General features: G+C 61.0%; 15 protein-coding genes. 5 read left to right on the top strand and 10 right to left on the bottom strand.

The genetic code is table 11. The features are described from left to right. Both ABD833_RS13785 and murI read right to left on the bottom strand, forming a co-directional pair. Nucleotides 1-681 (bottom strand): Cj0371 family chemotaxis-regulating polar lipoprotein, encoded by a 681-nt coding sequence (locus ABD833_RS13785; protein ID WP_345073755.1) that lies wholly within the window; start codon nt 679-681, stop codon nt 1-3. Nucleotides 682-776: 95 nt separating this feature from the next. Beyond that, nucleotides 777-1,610 (bottom strand): glutamate racemase, encoded by an 834-nt coding sequence (murI, locus tag ABD833_RS13790; RefSeq protein ID WP_345073757.1) that lies wholly within the window; start codon nt 1,608-1,610, stop codon nt 777-779. A 120-nt stretch (nt 1,611-1,730) separates the two neighbouring features. Here murI and ABD833_RS13795 point away from each other — a divergent pair, with 120 nt between their 5' ends. Both ABD833_RS13795 and ABD833_RS13800 read left to right on the top strand, forming a co-directional pair. Further along, the gene (locus tag ABD833_RS13795; RefSeq protein ID WP_345073758.1) at nt 1,731-1,964 is read left to right on the top strand and encodes a hypothetical protein; all 234 of its coding nucleotides are present in this window, start codon (nt 1,731-1,733) and stop codon (nt 1,962-1,964) included. Nucleotides 1,965-2,198: 234 nt separating this feature from the next. Continuing rightward, nucleotides 2,199-4,112 (top strand): ABC-F family ATP-binding cassette domain-containing protein, encoded by a 1,914-nt coding sequence (locus tag ABD833_RS13800; protein ID WP_345073760.1) that lies wholly within the window; start codon nt 2,199-2,201, stop codon nt 4,110-4,112. A gap of 265 nt (nt 4,113-4,377) precedes the next feature. Here the strand turns inward: ABD833_RS13800 and ABD833_RS13805 are convergent, their stop codons facing one another. The 4 genes from ABD833_RS13805 to ABD833_RS13820 all read right to left on the bottom strand — a co-directional run bounded on the left by ABD833_RS13805 (nt 4,378) and on the right by ABD833_RS13820 (nt 7,064). Next, nucleotides 4,378-5,037, bottom strand: a complete 660-nt coding sequence (locus ABD833_RS13805) for a hypothetical protein (protein ID WP_345073761.1) — start codon at nt 5,035-5,037, stop codon at nt 4,378-4,380. 149 nt (nt 5,038-5,186) lie between these two features. Beyond that, the gene (locus ABD833_RS13810; protein WP_345073762.1) at nt 5,187-5,960 is read right to left on the bottom strand and encodes a hypothetical protein; all 774 of its coding nucleotides are present in this window, start codon (nt 5,958-5,960) and stop codon (nt 5,187-5,189) included. A 174-nt stretch (nt 5,961-6,134) separates the two neighbouring features. Next, nucleotides 6,135-6,491: a DUF952 domain-containing protein gene (locus ABD833_RS13815; RefSeq protein ID WP_345073763.1), complete on the bottom strand. Its 357-nt coding sequence runs from the start codon at nt 6,489-6,491 to the stop codon at nt 6,135-6,137. 174 nt (nt 6,492-6,665) lie between these two features. Continuing rightward, nucleotides 6,666-7,064, bottom strand: coding sequence for a hypothetical protein (locus tag ABD833_RS13820; RefSeq protein WP_345073765.1), 399 nt, complete (start codon nt 7,062-7,064; stop codon nt 6,666-6,668). 188 nt (nt 7,065-7,252) lie between these two features. Between ABD833_RS13820 and hppD the strand changes: the two genes are divergently transcribed. Further along, nucleotides 7,253-8,386, top strand: a complete 1,134-nt coding sequence (gene hppD / locus ABD833_RS13825) for a 4-hydroxyphenylpyruvate dioxygenase (RefSeq protein WP_345073767.1) — start codon at nt 7,253-7,255, stop codon at nt 8,384-8,386. 104 nt (nt 8,387-8,490) lie between these two features. Here hppD and ABD833_RS13830 read toward each other — a convergent pair whose 3' ends face one another. Next, nucleotides 8,491-10,185, bottom strand: a complete 1,695-nt coding sequence (locus tag ABD833_RS13830) for a Hint domain-containing protein (protein ID WP_345073769.1) — start codon at nt 10,183-10,185, stop codon at nt 8,491-8,493. A 276-nt stretch (nt 10,186-10,461) separates the two neighbouring features. Here ABD833_RS13830 and ABD833_RS13835 point away from each other — a divergent pair, with 276 nt between their 5' ends. Together ABD833_RS13835 and ABD833_RS13840 are read left to right on the top strand one after the other, a co-directional pair. Continuing rightward, complete coding sequence (locus tag ABD833_RS13835; protein ID WP_345073770.1) at nt 10,462-12,198, top strand: phospho-sugar mutase; 1,737 nt, start codon at nt 10,462-10,464, stop codon at nt 12,196-12,198. 390 nt (nt 12,199-12,588) lie between these two features. Then, nucleotides 12,589-13,044, top strand: coding sequence for a nuclear transport factor 2 family protein (locus tag ABD833_RS13840; RefSeq protein ID WP_345073771.1), 456 nt, complete (start codon nt 12,589-12,591; stop codon nt 13,042-13,044). A 197-nt stretch (nt 13,045-13,241) separates the two neighbouring features. Here the strand turns inward: ABD833_RS13840 and ABD833_RS13845 are convergent, their stop codons facing one another. The 3 genes from ABD833_RS13845 to ABD833_RS13855 all read right to left on the bottom strand — a co-directional run bounded on the left by ABD833_RS13845 (nt 13,242) and on the right by ABD833_RS13855 (nt 16,974). Further along, on the bottom strand, nt 13,242-14,924 hold the full coding sequence (locus tag ABD833_RS13845; RefSeq protein WP_345073772.1) for an ABC1 kinase family protein: 1,683 nt from the start codon (nt 14,922-14,924) through the stop codon (nt 13,242-13,244). A gap of 353 nt (nt 14,925-15,277) precedes the next feature. Next, a complete protein-coding gene (locus ABD833_RS13850; RefSeq protein WP_345073774.1) occupies nt 15,278-15,781 on the bottom strand; it encodes a phasin family protein in 504 nt (167 codons plus the stop codon). 230 nt (nt 15,782-16,011) lie between these two features. Further along, complete coding sequence (locus ABD833_RS13855) at nt 16,012-16,974, bottom strand: alpha/beta hydrolase (RefSeq protein ID WP_345073775.1); 963 nt, start codon at nt 16,972-16,974, stop codon at nt 16,012-16,014. Nucleotides 16,975-17,061: the final 87 nt, after the last annotated feature.

Raw genomic sequence — 17,061 nt, forward strand, 5'->3', positions numbered from 1 at the left:
TTAGCCGCCAAAACCGCGGGAGCCACTGCCACGGCTGCCAAAACCGCTGCTGCGGCCAGCCCGTGGCGCACTGCTCCGAACCGCAGAACGGGCAACGGAGGTACTGGGCCGGATACCCGCCGTACCAGTGGTGCGGGGGCCGGCGAAGCCCCGCCCAAAGAAGCCCCGCCCCTGCTGACGCTCCTGAGCGACATTCTGCCGCCAGGCCCCGGTGCGCTGCATAACCCCCGGGTTGGCATAATAGCCCGCGTTAGGCATCAGAAACCGGCCGGCCATATAACCGATACTGCTCCACATCAGCACATCCATCATGCCGGTCCTGCCCACCCGGTTTTCGGAGTGCTGGCGACTGTAGTCCTGCATCTGGCGCTGTAAGGCGGCTCCCTGCAGAGTGTCGGTCTTGCCGTCGTAGTGGTGCAGGATAGCGGCCACCTCTTCCTTGCCCGCCGGTCGTTCGGCGGTAATCTTCCACTGCCCGGCCTTGTCTTCGGTCATCTCCGTAATCACGCCCTGCGAGTAGCTTTCGCCGTTGCCGCTGGTCCACTCCTGATCAGCGGCCTGCTCCCCGGCGCCGCCCGAATCAGAGGAGCAGGCCGGCACGGTGAGCCCCAGACTGGCCGCGGCAGCAGCCAGCAGCACATTACGGCGCCATTCGCCGAGCAGGTAATAGTTCTTATTCATGGCCGGTGGGCAGAGTGGTCGACAGGATTACGGGAACTACCCTTTCCGGGCGGAACGGCAGGAAAGATAAGGTTTTCCGGCGCACCCGAACCAGATTACTCCCAGAGCGGATAATGCTCCAGGTGTACTTCCTGGCCGAAGAAAATGCGGGTACTTTCCTCAAAAGAGCGGGTGAAATCAGAAACATAAAACTGGTGGCGGGGTGGCGCAGGGCTGGCCTTAGCCGCCAGGCTATTTTCTTCGAGGTAGCTTTTCACGTGGCGGGCCACTACGTCGGAAGCATCCAGCACCGCCACCTGCTCCTGGTAGTAAGCTTTGATCTGGTCCTGAATCAGCGGGTAATGCGTGCAGGCCAGCACCAGCGCCTCAATGCCTGCCAGTACGGGGTTAGACAGATACGTGCGGATGACATTTTCGCTGATGCTGTTGTTGAAAAAGCCTTCTTCCACCATCGGGGCCAGCAGCGGCGTGGCCAACGACTGTAGCTCCACTCCTGCATCGAGGTCGTCGACCTTCTTTTTATAAACGTTGGAGTTCACGGTTTGCTTGGTGCCAATCAGGCCCACGGTACGGTTGGCGTAGGTTTCGCCGATGTGGGCGACGATGGGGTCGATAACATTGAGGACCCGGGCTTTGGAGCCGACGTACTCGCGCACCAGCTCGTAAGCCGCCGCCGAAGCGGAGTTGCAGGCAATCAGGATCACTTTGCAGTGCCGGCGCAGCAGCAGGTCGCAGATTTTGACGCTGTAGGCCTGAATGGCAGCCGTGGATTTGTCGCCGTAGGGCAGGTGCGCCGTGTCGCCGAAGTAGACGAGCTGCTCGTGGGGCAGCACGCGGCTCACGGCCCGGGCCACGGTAAGGCCACCGATGCCGCTATCGAATACGCCGATTGGGCGGCTGGTAAGGTCAGAGGAAAAAGAAGGTGCCATACCCAACGAAGGTAAGGGCTTTTTTGAAGGCGCTCCGGCCGGCAAAATAAACGGTATTCCCGGCGGACTATTTCCGCAAAATTCTATATTACACCCCTTCAATACTCTCTTCCCCCACCGATGAGTAAAATTCTGGAAGAAATGGACCGCGCCCTCGTCGCCTTCGATTCCGGCCGGGGCCGCCCGGTAGCCATTGAGCTCGGCGAGCGTAAATACACCCAGCTGGTGCTCGACGTGGCCCACCAGCACGGGGCCGGCGGCGAGCTGACGACCAACACCGGCCGCCCGCTGGCCTACAAAGGCCTCGAAATTCTACGCGACGACCGCAACGTAGACCGGGTACGGGTTATCTGAACCACGGATTCGTCCGGATTTTTCGGATTGGTCGGATTTTGTAGCTGGCGCGGACGGGCCTCCGGGGCGGATGGCCGCTGGCGCGGATGGGCCGAATGCCGGGCATCCGGCCTTCTTCCTCCTACTCTTAATAAGCGCTGCCCACAGAGCGGGTGAGCGGGCTATTTAGGGAATCGGCCACAAAATCCGACCAATCCGAAAAATCCGGCGGAATCCGTGGTCTATCTTTGCCCCATGAATCTGCTTTCCGGAGAAAACCTCTCAAAAAATTACGCCGACCGCTGGCTGTTCCGCGAGTTGGGCTTTGGTCTGAACTTAGGGCAGCGCGTGGCGCTGGTCGGGATTAATGGCACCGGCAAAACCACGTTACTGCGCATCCTGGCGGGCCTGGAGCAGCCCGATACCGGCTCGGTGAGCGTACGCAAGGGCATTCGGGTGGCCTTCCTGGGGCAGCAGCCGCTGTTCGACGAGAACCTGACGGTGGAAGAAACCATCTTCGCCAGCCAGAACGCCACGCTGGCCGCCATCCGCGACTACGAGCACGTGGTGAACGACCCCAACCACAAGTCCGACGATTTGCAGCGGGTGATGGAGCTGATGGATGCCCTGAACGCCTGGGACTACGAGGCGCAGGTGAAGCAGATTCTGGGCCGCCTGGGCATTCTGGGCGAGCTGCTGGAACGCAAGGTGAGCATGCTCTCGGGCGGGCAGCGCAAGCGCGTGGCCCTGGCCCGCGTTCTGATTGAAGAACCCGAAGTCCTGATTCTGGATGAGCCCACCAACCATCTGGACCTCGACACCATTGAGTGGCTGGAAAGCCGGCTGGCGTCCCCTTCCCTCACCCTGCTGATGGTGACCCACGACCGGTACTTCCTGGATAAGGTGGCCAACGAAATCGTGGAGATGGACCAGGGCAAGGTGCACCGCTACCAGGGCAACTACTCCTACTTCGTGGAGAAAAAAGCCGAGCGGGAGCAGATTGAGGTGGCCGAAGTGGAAAAAGCCCGCAACCTGCTCCGCAAGGAGCTCGACTGGATGCGCCGTCAGCCTCAGGCCCGGGGCACCAAGCAGAAAGCCCGCATCGACGCCTTCTACGAAACCCAGGAAAAGGCCAAGACCAAAATCAGCGGCCCCCAGCTGGAGCTATCGGTGAAGACGACCCGGCAGGGCGGTAAGATTATCGAAGTGGAGCACCTGCGCAAGCAGTTCGGCGACAACGTGGTGCTGGACGACTTCAGCTACGTGTTCAAGAAGAAAGACCGCATCGGCCTGATCGGACCCAACGGGGCGGGTAAGTCGACGCTGATGAACATGCTCACCGGCAAGCTCCAGCCCGACTCGGGCGTAGTGGATGCGGGTCAGACCACCGTATTCGGCTACTACACCCAGACCGAGCTGGAATTCGACGAGAGCCAGCGCGTGATTGACATCGTGAAGGAAGTGGCCGAAGTAGTAGAAATGGCTAACGGCGAAGTAGTGACGGCCTCGCAGTTTCTGCAGCACTTCCAGTTTCCGCCGGCCCAGCAGTACACCATGGTGAGCAAGCTCAGCGGGGGCGAAAAGCGCCGGCTGCAGCTGCTGCGCGTGCTGATCAAGAATCCGAACTTCCTGATTCTCGATGAGCCCACCAACGACCTGGACATCATCACGCTGAATATTCTGGAGGACTTCCTGCTCAATTTCAGCGGCTGCCTGCTCATCGTGTCCCACGACCGCTACTTCATGGACGCGCTGGTCGAGCACGTATTCGTGCTCGAGCCCGGTGGGCAGATCCGGCAGTTCCCCGGCAACTACACCGACTACCGCGAGTGGCAGAAGGAAAACAACTCGGCCGAGTATGCCCGCGAAAAGGCCCAGACCGCTAAAGCCGCCGCCGGGGTGGCTCCTTCGGCCGCTCCGGTAGCTCTGCCGGCAGCATCGGCTACTGCCCCCAAGCGCAAAGCCTCTTTCGCCGAGAAAAAGGAGTACGAAACCCTGGAAAAAGAGCTGGAGCAGCTGGAGGAGCTCAAACTGCAGCTCATCGCAAAGCTCAACGCCGGCACCGGCTCCCATAAAGAGCTGGCCGACTGGGCCGCCGAGCTGAAGCGCACCGATGCCGCCCTGGATGCTAAAGGCGAGCGGTGGCTGGAGCTCGCCGAGTTCATGTAACGCCTGCTCAACTTCCTTAATACAGCGGTTTCGCGAACGGTGTGGCTGCCGGTCCGGCGGCTACCAGCCGTCGGGCCGGTCGTCGCTTGCGCCAGGCCGCCTAAACAGCGTCAGCAAACGGAAACCGGCCCAACGGCTGAAAAAGCCGCCGGACCGGGACTTACACCGTTCGCCAAACCGCTATTACAGCCGAACGGTCCCTCCTGAACTATCAGAAGGGACCGTTCAGCTGTAAGGAAGTGGTCAGGTGCTTACGCGGCAAAGCTCAATACACTCGCTGCGGACTGCGGAGCTGCTTATACGGGATAACCACAGGATTGGCCCGTAACGGCAGCTCCAGGCGCAGCACATCCGCCCCATCGGTACGCGGGAAATACACGTAGCCCCTGATGCCCTGCCCCGGGGCCAGGGTGTTTTTGCGCAGCAGGTGCGCTTCGACTTCCTTTTTCTGAGTTTGCGCCTGCAGGACCGCCGCGCTATATTCTATGCGGTGCTGTTGCGCATAATCGACCGGAGCCAGCAGCATAGCCCGCTGCGATTCGCTGACGTTATACGCCACGGCGGCCGTTAGTCCGTCGAGCTTCTGCTCCGGGTTAATAGCTTTTATGCTCCCCTCGAAATGAGCCAGGTGCTTTTCGTAGGAGTGCAAGGTAGTGGCAACCGGAGAATACGTGAACTGCTCGGGGGCCACCAGAATTGGCCGCGTTGACTGGTTCCGCACCTCTACGTCGAAGATCAGAGCAGTGGGCTCGTAGCGCACAAACCCGACGCTTACCACCACGCTGTCCTGCGCGGCGGTGGCCCGTTCGTGTCCATCGTGCCACACCTTGCTCCCCGTTTCGGGCTTCATCGACAGGTACAGCGTGGGCGCACAGGCGGGCAGCCCTAACCCGGCCAGCAGTGCAAGCAGATGAGCTTTGTTCATAAGCCGGTGATAAGGGACTGACAATGGGAAAGGGAGAACCGCTCAGGTGGCCGAAGGCTGGAAATCCCGCACTGGTGAGCCAGGCGTGGTCAGGGGCAATAATAGTTAAAAGACTGCTCCCACAGCAGATGCCTTCCCGGCATACAGCCTCAATACTTCAGCCGCTGCTGATCGAAATCGAAGGTAAAGTGATGCGGGCCGATGGGCATTGTGACCCGCAGCTGCGCCGTTTGCTCCACGATTGGGAAAACGACGTAGCCGCGGAGCAGTTCACCAGGCTGGAGCGGGTATTTGTAGAGCATCCTGCGCTGCCACAGCTCCATTTCCACGGAAGTATAATAGGCCTTTTCACCGTGCTCCTCCCGGGCCACGTCGAAACTCTGCAGGCTGCTATGGTATTGATCTTTGCGCCCGGCACGCTCCTGATCGGTTTCCTTGCGCTTCCTGGCCGTGGCGTCTTCGGTCACGTTACCGATTATGGTCAGCCACTCCCAGCCACTCATGCCGGTGGCCTTGCGGTCTTCGGTGGTGAGCCGGGTAGAAAGCAGCTGTAGCTGTTGCTCCGGATCGATGGCCGGGACGCGGGCCGGAAAGTAGCCGGCACCAGTGGTGGAAGCCACCGCCTGGGTTATGCCGGGCTCGTAATAAAACCGGGCCGGATCAATGAGTACCGGCTGGTCGGATCCGTTGCGGACTTCCGCCTCAAAAAACAGGGTTTTATCGCGCTGATGGGAAAAGCTCAGCCGCATTTCCACGCTGTCGAGGTCCGCAACCAGGGTTTCGTGGCCATTCGAATACTTGTCGGCGCCTACCGCTTCGCTGGGCTTCACCGTCAGATAATATGAGGGGGCGCAACCACTCAGGTAGAGTCCCAGGGTCAGCAGGCACCCACCTGCGCAACGCATAAAGAAGCCCGTTTTCATAATGCCCTGCTTAGCTTATAGACTTGTTCCCGAATAAGAAAACAGGCAAATAGAGAACGTCCTGCCGGGCAATTTTGGGGCATTTTTTTATTCAGGAGCAAGTCTTACCTCTCTCAGGGGCCCCTACCAGCCAAAAGGTTGCATCCGGACCGCTACGGGGCCTTTTCGGGTGCATCAGCCAAGGTCTTCCAGCTCAGCAGGCAGCGTGTGCCCGCCACCGGCGGCCGGCCGGAAGGGTAAAGCGCGTACTACTGCGGCCAGCGGAACAGGCGCGAACAGGTGAGGAAAATAATCGTCGCGGGCTTCGGCGTATTCGCGCTGCACGGGCACGGCAGCCATCCACAGCTCCGACTCATCCAGCTCCAGCAGCACGATATCGGCGCGGCCGGCATAATAGCGGTTGGCAGTAGCGAGCACCTGATATAATTCGGAGGCGTGCATAAAGCCTTCGGCCATCAGGTCGGCGCTGGCGAAGAACCCGGTTTGCTGGGCCACTTCCCAATCAACCAGGTCAGCAATACGGTAGATCATATCTTTTAGGAATTCTGAATGTTGAATTCTGAATTATGAATTGGCCGTTCAACGACTCCGGCTTGGACCTTTAATAGGCTAAGAGCAAATTCTGAATTGGCCGTTCAACATCTCCTGGACAGGATCATTGAACGGCCAATTAAGAATTCAGAATTCAACATTCAGAATTCCCCATTACGCTTTCCACACTTCCTTGCGGACAGTTTTGCCGACCGACAGAATCAGGCGCGTGGGGTTGGGCACCAGCACGAGACGGGCTTCCTTACCGGGAAATTCGTCGGAGTCGACCCAGACGCCTTCCTTATGGGAGGGCAGGTAGCCGGTGTCGCCGCCGATATCGTTGGGCAGGTAAGCCGTGGGCAGCAGCACGTCGGTGTCGGGGCAGAGCTTCTCGTGGACTTTTTCCAGCATCTCCTCCAGGTACGCGCCGTACTCCTCGTTGAAGTCGTCTTCCAGCTCGTGCAGCTCTTCCTCCACGTCGTCGTAGCGGGTATCGTCGTAGGATAGCTTATGCAGTTCCTGCTTCTTTTCGATCAGCGCAACGAGGGCACGGTTGAGGTCCTCTTTATTCATAGCCACGGGGTGCAAATGGTTAGGGCGCAAAGGTGCGTAGGATTCTGCAATTGTACGAAACTGCCGCCCACAAACAACTACGCCCGGCCCAACAATCAGCTTCGTCAGCCCGGCCGGGGACCGATTTAGCGTAAACCCGTATTTTTACCCGCACAACCCCATTTCCACCCGTTCCCAGCTCTTTCGCCATGCAAACAATGACTTCGCCCGAGGTACAGGCCCACCCCGCCCACGATTTTCTGCCCCTGAAAGGCACCGACTACGTGGAGTTTTACGTCGGCAACGCCAAGCAGTCGGCCTACTTCTACCAGGCCGCGTTCGGCTTCGAGCTGGTGGCCTATGCCGGCCCCGAAACCGGCCTGCGCGACCGGGCGTCGTACGTGCTGCAGCAGGGCAAAATCCGCTTCGTGCTCACCACGTCCCTGCTGCCCGATTCCGACATCACCAGGCACGTGGCCCGGCACGGCGACGGCGTGAAGGTGATGGCGCTGTGGGTCGACGATGCCCGCAAGTCGTGGGAGGAAACCACCAGCCGCGGGGCTCGCTCGGCTTTCGAGCCCTACACTATTGAAGATGAGTTTGGCCGCGTCACGCTGTCGGGTATTTACACCTACGGCGAAACCATTCACACCTTCGTGGAGCGCACCAACTATGGCGGGGCCTTCATGCCCGGCTTCGTGGCCAAATCGAGCCTGGTGCCGCAGGCGGCGCCGGTGGGCCTGCTGCACGTCGACCACTGCGTGGGCAACGTGGGCTGGGGCGAGATGAACACGTGGGTGAAGTTCTACGAGGACGTGATGGGCTTCAAGCTGCTGCTCACCTTCGACGACGAGGACATCAGCACCGAGTACTCGGCTCTGATGTCGAAAGTGGTGAGCAACGGCAACGGCTACGTGAAATTCCCCATCAACGAGCCGGCCGAGGGCAAGAAGAAGTCGCAGATTGAGGAGTACCTCGACTTCTACCACTCGCCCGGCGTGCAGCACATTGCCATTGCCACCAACGACATTCGCACCACCGTCAAGGAGCTGCGCCGCCGCGGCGTGGAGTTCCTCTCGGTACCCGGCACCTACTACGAAGACCTGTTGGGACGCATCGGCGCCATCGACGAGGATCTGGAGTCGTTGCAAGCCCTGAACCTGCTGGTCGACCGCGACGAGGAAGGCTACCTGCTCCAGATTTTCACCAAGCCCGTGGAAGACCGGCCCACCGTATTCTTCGAAATCATCCAGCGTAAGGGCGCCAAGAGCTTCGGCAAAGGCAATTTCAAGGCCCTGTTCGAGAGCATCGAGCGGGAGCAGGCCCTGCGCGGCAACCTCTAGCCCCTTGCCAGCCCGCTGATTCAGCTGGCCCTTAAACATAAGAAAAAGCCGCCCCGCTGAATGCCGGGGCGGCTTTTTCGTTTTCAGCACTGACCGCAGGCAGCTTATTTGGAGCCGACCAGAATGCCCGTCACGAAGTAGTTGCCGGTTTCGGTGCGCAGGTTGAACACGACCGCGGCAGCTCCGGCCGGCTGCCGGGCGGTGAGGCTGTTGGTTTCCACGCCCCCGAAGCCGAGCTGCACCACTTCATCGGACGGGAGAAGCTGGTCGGCGCGCCGGAGCTGGCCGTCGTCCAGGATAAGGGGATGGTTGGGCGTCAGCACCAGCTCCGCCGCCGGCTTCGACGAATACGCAGCTACGGACTGCAGCCCCGCGTAGACGGCGGGCGGGCCGATGGTAAGCTGCACCAGCGGATAGACCTGCTCCCGGTGCACGTCGAGGCGCAACACGCGAGTGGGCACCAGCTGGCCGGTCGCCGCATCATAGCCCAGCACCACGTCGCCGGCACGGAGGGTCTGGATGGCGACCGGCCGGCCGTTGGGCAGCGCCACCTGGGCGGAGGCCGGGAAGCAGACGACCTGCTCGCACTGGAAGGGTTTTTCGTACAGCCCTTTCAGCTCGCCATACTGCTTGTTCAGGTCGTAGATGGCGCTGGAGGAGGACGCCAGCAGCTGCACCTGGCTAAGGATCAGCTGCTGTCCTCCGGCCAGCACGCTCAGCAGCGGCTTTTCCTCGGGGCGCTGGATGTCGTCGCCGTAGTGGATTTTGGCCAGCTCGGTCTGAAAGGGCAGGGCCCGGGCTTTGAGCTGGGTTTTCTGGGCGGTCCAGGTCGCAGTAAGCTGGGTCAGAGACTTCGTCATCACGTCCATGCGGCGCTTCAGGTACTGCCGGTCCTGGTCGTACTGCTGCTGCTGGCCGCGGCAGTCACCCTCCCGGGCCTGGGGGGCCCGCCGGGTCTGCTGTTCCGCCAGCACGGCCTCCAGGTTCTGCTGCAGCTGGGTCCGCAGGCGCATGAAGGGCGCGGTGCTCATCTCCGTCGTCGCGGCTTCGGTCATAGTCCTGAACGCCTCCATGACCGCCGTAGTAACCAGCGGCGCAGATTGGGGGGGGTGCGGCGGACCGGCCATGGTTTTCATCTTCGCCTCATTCATGCCGTGCTTGCGCATCAGCCGGGCCATATAGGCATTCTGCTCCGTTTCCGATTTCTTTTCCCAGGCCGTGCTAAACGTAGCATTCTCCATCTGCTGCATGAACTCGGCCTGCGCGGCCTGGAAGCCCGGATCGGCCATCATCTGCGACGACGCGGAACCGGCGGGCGCCAGCTGGGCCTGCATAAACCGGGTTTTCTCGGCGTCGCTCATCTGGTCCAGCTTCGCCTGCACGGCCGGATCCTCCATCTGCTGGGCCAGCTTCACCGCCTGGGCATTGTAGCCCGGCATCGACGCGCCTTGTTGCTGCAGGTAAGCCAGCTGCTGCTGTTCCGTCATCTGGTCCAGGCCGGCGTCAGCGGCCTGCTGCCCGGAAGCCTGTTGCGCCTTCGCGTCGCGGGTTTGCCCGGCGTTTCGGCCCGGGCCGGTGCCGAGGGAGAGCGGCTGGAGCTGCTTGTCGAGCTCGGCAAAGCCCGCTGGGCGCCTGAGTGCGGCAGTGAAGGCCGTAGGCGGCACCGGAATCCGGTCGAAGTAGGCTGAGACGTCGGTTTTCACGGGTTTCTGCGCCAGCGCGGCGCCCGCCGCCAGCAGAAAGGCCAGCAGCAAGATCAGAATCAGCAGCAGATTGACGGTACGATGCGCAAGGTTCATGGCAAAAGCAGTTGGGTGAACAGGCCGATGCTAACCAGCTGATCCGAAAGCCGGAGCCGGAGCCGTTAGCGGCTGTAAGTGCGCGAAAAAAGCACAGTGCGTCAATCACATTTTCGGGCTTACCGCTCACATGTTGATGTGAAACCGGAACAATCCGGGGGTAAATGACATCCGGGGCGGGTTCTTTTTCAGGAATAGCGGCCGGCGCGGCGGATATTTTTCACAACTTCCTTTCCTTTGGGCCGTCAATAGCCTTCCGCACCCTCCTCCCCTCCTATGGCCCTCACTCCCGACCTCCACCAAAAAGTCACGACCTGGCTAACCGGCAACTACGACGCCGAAACCAAAGCCCACATCCAGGAGCTGCTCGACTCCGACCAGGACGAGGCGCTGAGCGACGCGTTCTACCGCGACCTGGAGTTCGGGACCGGCGGGCTGCGCGGCATTATGGGCGCGGGCTCCAACCGCATGAACCGCTATACGCTGGGCATGGCCACCCAGGGCCTGAGCAACTACCTGCTCAAGAGCTTCCCCAACCAGGAAATCAAGGTGGCCCTGGCCTACGACTCGCGCAACAACAGCCGCGAGTTTGCCCGCATTGCGGCCGGCATCTTCTCGGCCAACGGCATCACGGCCTACCTGTTCGAGGACCTGCGCCCCACGCCGGAGCTGTCCTTCGCCATCCGTCACCTGGGCTGCCAGAGCGGCTGCGTGATTACGGCCTCGCACAACCCCAAGGAATACAACGGCTACAAGGTGTACTGGGAAGACGGCTCGCAGGTGGTAGCGCCCCACGACCGGAACATCATCGCCGAGGTAGCCGCCATCCGCAGCCCCGACGAGGTGAAGTTCCAGGCCGACGAGTCGCGCATTCACCCGCTGGGCCAGGAGCTGGACGCGGCCTATCTGGCCGAAGTGCAGAAGCTCAGCATCAACCCTGCCGCCATCCAGCGCCAGCATGACCTGAAAATCGTGTACACCCCGCTGCACGGCACCGGCATCACGCTGGTGCCCAAGGTGCTGGCTAACTTCGGCTTCACCAACGTGAGCATCGTGGCAGCCCAGGCGACGCCCGACGGCGACTTTCCTACCGTGCTGTCGCCGAACCCCGAGGAGAAAGTAGCCATGCAGATGGCCCTGGACCAGGCCCAGCAGCTCGACGCTGACCTGGTGCTGGCTACCGACCCGGATGCGGACCGCATCGGCATCGGCGTAAAAAATACGGCCGGCGAATGGGTGCTGCTGAACGGCAACCAAACCGCCGCTCTGCTCACCCAGTATCTGCTCTCAGCCCGCAAGGAAGCCGGGAAGATGACGGCCCAGGACTACATCGTCTACACCATCGTGACCAGCGACGTGCTCGGCGACATTGCCCGCCACTACGGGGTGAAGGCCTACCAGACCCTGACCGGCTTCAAGTACATTGCCGGCATCATCCGCGACCTGGAAGGCCGCGAGAACTACATCGGCGGCGGCGAGGAAAGCTACGGCTACATGATCGGCGACTTCGTGCGCGACAAGGACTCGGTTTCGGCCTGCGCCATCATCGCCGAGATGGCCGCCGTGGCCAAGGACCGGGGGCAGTCGCTCTACGAGGCCATGGTGCAGATGTACACCGAGCACGGGCTCTACAAGGAAGACCTGATTTCGCTCACCAAGAAAGGCCAGCGCGGGGCCGAGGAAATCCAGGAGATGATGCGCCACCTGCGCGCCAACCCGCCCAAAACCATTGCCAGCCAGCCCGTGGTGGAGCTGCGCGATTACCAGACTGGCTGGATCCGCAACCTGCAAACCGGCCAGGAAACGCCTACCGGCCTGGAAAGCTCCAACGTGCTCCAGTTCATTCTCGCCGACGGCAGCAAGGTGTCGGCCCGCCCCTCGGGCACCGAGCCCAAAATCAAGTTCTACTTCAGCGTCCGCAACCCGCTCAAGTCCGCCGTCGACTTCGACCAGGTCAACCAGAAGCTCGGCGACTACATCAACCTCATTATTGAGGATATGCAGCTGAAGTAAGCTGACCTTGTTTGACGGTTGTATTTATAGCCCGGCGATAGTATTGCCGGGCTATTTTATTGGCACTTAGGGAATGTGGGCAGTAACCGAAAAGAACGTCATGCCGAGCGTAGCCGAAGCATCTCGCGTGCTGACGCCTAAGTAGTAACCTGACGTCAGCACGCGAGATGCTTCGCTACGCTCGGCATAACGGCCATTGTTCCTTACTATCCACACTCCCTAATTGACAGCGGCGCACAGGCCCTGACGACGGCTGTATTCGATATACAATATTTTTACTATATTTAATCATACCGTGTCAGCCCGAATCGGTTTCCGGCTGGGCACGGCCGACGCACACCTTACCCAACCTGTCCTATGAAAACAACAGTCTGTTTACTGGTGCTTGGCTTGAGCGTTTCCGCCGCAGTAGCCCAGCAGAAAACCACCGGCAAAATGGCCGGCAACGCCGAAGCTACGAAAGCGGAGCTCATCAAGCTCGACCAGGAATGGGGAGCCGCCACCGTGCGCAACGACGTGGAATTCTCGAAAAAGTTTGTCGCCGATGACTGCCTGTTTACGGAAGCCGATGGCACCGTCACGACCAAAGCCCGGATGATTCAGGAGATAGAATCGGGCAAGTCCAAGACCACCGCCAACCAGGCCTCCGAATACAACGTGCGCCTGCTTGGCCCCGACATCGCTGTCATCCGGCACAATCTCACCGCTACCAGCATCAACAATGGCAAGGATACCAGCGGCGAGTTCCGACGCATGCACGTAATGGTGCGCCGCAACGGCCGTTGGGTGGTAATCGATAGCCAGTCGGTGCGCGTGGGGCCCGTAACGATGGCCGTGAAGCAGTAGAGTAGTTATCCCCCTTACCTGTCATCCTTCATCTGGCGTCCGCCGGCGAAGGACCTTCCGGCGATAAGCAGCCAGCCTTTTAAAATGAGCAAAGCCCTTCTCCGTCCGGCGCGGAAAAGGGCTTTGTGCGTTGCAAGAAGCTCAGTAGTGGCGAAGAGGACGGTCCTTCGCTCTGCTCAGGATGACAGGCATCTGGCTTACTTCCGCTCCGGCTTCGAGCCCAGAATCAACAAAATCAGCAGCAGAAAGGAAGTGATGCCCAGGCTCCACCATGTGAGCACCGGGATGCCCTGCACATACCGCATTTCGGCCGGGTAGCGGCCCAGCAGACTCAGCCCCGAAAACAGCAGAAACGCTACCGCCAGCGCCGCAATAATGGAGCGCGACACGAGCTGGTCGGCCTTGCGCAGCAGGGCCTGGTAGCCGCCCAGCTCCACCTTCACCCGCAGGTCGCCGCGGGAGATTTTGCGCATGATCTGGCGCACGTCGGTGGGCAGCGTGGTGAGCAGGGCCAGCAGCTGGGAGCCGGTGTACTGGGCTTCGCTGAGGATGTTCTCGGTGGAATACTGCTCGGCAATAATCCTGGCCCCGTAAGGCCGTACGAACTCGAACGTATTGAAGTGCGGGTGCAGCACCTTGCCGATGCCTTCCAGAATCACCAGCGCCCGCAGGATCAGGAATACCGCGCCGGGCACCTGGAGCTTGTAGTCGTAGATGATAACCTGGAGGCGGTCGGCCAGATCGCTCATGCTCATTTCCTTCACGTCGAGGGTCGTGAAGTCTTCAATCAGGTCGTTCAGGTCGGCCTCGAAGCGGCGCATGTCGGGAATGTCGGCCGTCACGGCCAGGCGGCGGAAGTTGAGCGCCATGCTGCGGGCATCCTGCCGGGCCATGCCGATGAACACGCCGGCGAAGGCATACTTCTGCTGCTTGCTGAGCTTGCCCACCATTCCGAAGTCGATGAGCACCAGCGTGCCGTCGGAACGCACCAGCACGTTGCCGGGGTGAGGGTCGGCGTGAAATATTCCGAACTCGAAAATCTGAGTCAGGTAGATGTCCATCCCCGTTTCGGCCACCGTGGCCGGACTCAGGCCCCACTCCAGCAGCTTTTCCTTATCCGAAATCTTGCACCCGCTCACGAACTCAATCACCAGAATCCTGGCCGTCGACAGCTCGCGGTAGGGCTTGGGAATGTAGAAGGTTTCGTAGGCCTCGTAGAGCTTGCGGAACTGGTCCATACTCCGGGCCTCGGAGGTGTAGTCCAGCTCCTTCATCATGCTGCGCTCGAAGGCATCGACGATATCCTGCGGATTGCCCAGGCCGTGGTTGCGCAGAAAACCCGCCGTGAGGCGCACCAGCTCGTGCAGCAGGCTCAGGTCGGTGCGCACTTTCTCCTGCACGTCGGGGCGCTGCACCTTCACCACCACCAGCTCGCCGGTGAGCAGGCGCGCCTTGTGCACCTGCCCGATGCTGGCCGAGCCCAGGGGTACGTCGTCGAACTCGGTGAAAACCTCCGAAATCGGCCGGCCCAGCTCCCGCTCAATAATCTGCTTGGCCAGCGTCACGTCGAAGGGCGGCACGTCGCTCTGCAGCTTCTCAAACTCGTCGATGAGCGGCTGCGGCAGCAGGTCGGCGCGGTTGCTCAAAGCCTGGGCCAGCTTGATAAACGTGGGGCCCAGCTCCTCAATCACCATCCGGATTCGCTCCCAGCGCGTGGTTTCAAATACGGTCTTGTCCGCGTGCTGCCAGGAGCCGCGCCGCTTCTGCGTAATTAGCCGCCGCAGGGCCGTGTTGGTCACCACATCCTCAAACCCGTAGCGCGCCAGCACTTCCGCCACCTGCCGGATGCGGTTCAGATTGGATATCGTATTCTTAAACATCAGCGGCGCGAAAGCAGAAACGGTGGATTGGGGAATGCAAAATAAGCGCTAATCGGCAACGGAGAGGTTTCGGCTAAGGTAGCGCAACGGTCGTGCCGGGCGCAGCCGGGGAATCGCGCGGGCGGTCAGGACCAAAGGAACCGGGATGCTGAGCTGGTCGAAACGGTAGAGCTGCTTCGACGAGCTCAGCATCCCGCTCTTTTCCGGGCAACGAGGCCACGCGAGATTCCTCGGCAAGCTCGGAATGACCGTTCTTTCAGGATTACGACTCCCCGCGTTGATTTCTTTGCGACACCAAAAAGCCAGCGCCCGCGCATTCGGGGCACTGGCTTTTTTGGGTTGAAACGAGCCGATTACGCAGCGCCGTTGCTGCCTTCCGAGGTCTTCGGAGCGGCAGCCTTCGCCGCGCCGGCCTTGGCGGCCGCCGATTTCTGCGCCGTGCCGGCCGCGCTGCTTACTTTATCCGCCGCCTTTTTGGTGGCTCCGGCAACCTTGGCCGTAGCGCTCGAAGCCGGCTTGGCACTGCTCGACTTCGCCGCGCCGTTTTTGCTGGCCGAAGCCGACGACGAAGAGGACTTGGCGCCGCCTTTCACGCTGCGCTTGAGGTCTTCCACGTCGGAGTTGGAGGCTACGCCCACGCTCTTCATCAGCTTGGAGGCAATGCCGCTGAACTGCTTTTCCAGCTCCTTACGCTTGGTTTCGGAGTTCTTCTTCAAGTCGTCCATGATCTTCTTCCCCTCCTGCTCCGACAGCTTGCTTTCCTTCACCAGCGAATCGATGGCGCTCTGCACCCGGTCACTGGTCAGCGAGGCGAAACCGACCCCGGCATTGATGAATTTCTTGAACAAATCTTCCATGACGCTGAATGATTAAAAGGGTTGGAGGAAAACAAAAACGTGGGTAGAACGCCGCCTGCCGCATAAAATAGTATGCAAGCCGAGTAGTTTCAGCAAACCTACAAAAACATAGCTATATAGTTGGCAGTGAGGCTTGTTTTTTTCTCGTCGGTTACTTCCCTGAGTAATTTTCTGGTTAGGATCAGCCAAAAACCGGCCTGACCGGCGGAAACCACCTCTTTCACCCCACGCTATAGTCTGGCCCGCAATCGGGGAGCCGCCGTTTTCGGCCGTTGGGCGCCAGCCACAATGCGGGCGGCCTCGGCTTGGGCGGCCCAGATGCGCTGGGTGAAAGTGGCCACCTTGTCCAGGGCCTGGCGGGCCTCCGGCACCACACGCCAGAACAGATGCCACCAGTGAACCAGGCCCTCAAAGGTCTGGAGCGTAACCGGGACGCCCGCCAGCTGAGCTTTACCAGCAAAGCCCAGCACGTCGTCGCAGAGCACTTCCGCATCGGAGACCTGGAGCAGCAGTGGTGGTAAATCGTGCAGCTCGGCCTGAACAGGCGAAATCAGCGGATGCGCCAAAGACAGGTCGGCGGCGTACTGCCCACCCCAGCCCCGCATGGTCAGCGCTTCGAGCAGCTGTAGTTCTTCGTGCGCCACGCGGCGAATCGTGGCGGTAGACAACGCCAGATCGGTCCAGGGCGAAAGGCCAATGGCGGCGGCGGGCAGGGGCTCCTGGTTATCTCGCAGGGCAATGAGCAGCGCCAGAGCCAGGCCCCCACCCGCGGAGTCGCCGGCGATGATAATGTCGTGGGGCTGGTAACCCTGGCCCAGCAGCCAGCGGTAGGCCAGCCGGGCGTCGTCCAGGGCGGCGGGAAACGGGTAGTCGGGGGCTTTGCGGTAGTCGATGGCCAGGGCATTCAGCTGACAGCGCTGGGCCAGGGCCCCAATCAGGCTGCGGTGTGAGTTGAGCGAGCCCAGTACGTAGCCGCCCCCGTGCAGGTAGAGCAGCACCCGGTGGGCCGGAGCTCCGGTGGGCCGGATCCACTCCGCCGCCATGCCTTCAACAGTCTGGCTTTCGAGATGGACGCCCCAGGGCAGGAACTGAAACAAACTGCCGACTTCCAGCGCCAGCCGCAAACCGGTCAGGCTGGGCCGGCGGCGGGCCAGCGGGCCGGTAGCGGCGGTCAGGAATTGTTTGAGGAGCAAATGCTGGGGGGAAGGCATTTGGAAGCAGAAAGGAGGCGTGGGAATTGGGAGAAGAAGCGGCCCCTACGCGCCGGGGCATAGGTTTGG

The organism is Hymenobacter fastidiosus, from assembly GCF_039539565.1.
GTDB classification, from domain to species: Bacteria; Bacteroidota; Bacteroidia; order Cytophagales; family Hymenobacteraceae; genus Hymenobacter; species Hymenobacter fastidiosus.

Coding starts and splice junctions, on each gene's coding strand:
- ABD833_RS13805 (WP_345073761.1), bottom strand. CDS start 5,037: ATGAACAAAGCTCATCTGCTTGCACTGCTGGCCGGGTTAGGGCTGCCC.
- ABD833_RS13795 (WP_345073758.1), top strand. CDS start 1,731: ATGAGTAAAATTCTGGAAGAAATGGACCGCGCCCTCGTCGCCTTCGAT.
- ABD833_RS13815 (WP_345073763.1), bottom strand. CDS start 6,491: ATGATCTACCGTATTGCTGACCTGGTTGATTGGGAAGTGGCCCAGCAA.
- murI (WP_345073757.1), bottom strand. CDS start 1,610: ATGGCACCTTCTTTTTCCTCTGACCTTACCAGCCGCCCAATCGGCGTA.
- ABD833_RS13830 (WP_345073769.1), bottom strand. CDS start 10,185: ATGAACCTTGCGCATCGTACCGTCAATCTGCTGCTGATTCTGATCTTG.
- hppD (WP_345073767.1), top strand. CDS start 7,253: ATGCAAACAATGACTTCGCCCGAGGTACAGGCCCACCCCGCCCACGAT.
- ABD833_RS13800 (WP_345073760.1), top strand. CDS start 2,199: ATGAATCTGCTTTCCGGAGAAAACCTCTCAAAAAATTACGCCGACCGC.
- ABD833_RS13835 (WP_345073770.1), top strand. CDS start 10,462: ATGGCCCTCACTCCCGACCTCCACCAAAAAGTCACGACCTGGCTAACC.
- ABD833_RS13845 (WP_345073772.1), bottom strand. CDS start 14,924: ATGTTTAAGAATACGATATCCAATCTGAACCGCATCCGGCAGGTGGCG.
- ABD833_RS13850 (WP_345073774.1), bottom strand. CDS start 15,781: ATGGAAGATTTGTTCAAGAAATTCATCAATGCCGGGGTCGGTTTCGCC.
- ABD833_RS13785 (WP_345073755.1), bottom strand. CDS start 681: ATGAATAAGAACTATTACCTGCTCGGCGAATGGCGCCGTAATGTGCTG.
- ABD833_RS13810 (WP_345073762.1), bottom strand. CDS start 5,960: ATGAAAACGGGCTTCTTTATGCGTTGCGCAGGTGGGTGCCTGCTGACC.
- ABD833_RS13820 (WP_345073765.1), bottom strand. CDS start 7,064: ATGAATAAAGAGGACCTCAACCGTGCCCTCGTTGCGCTGATCGAAAAG.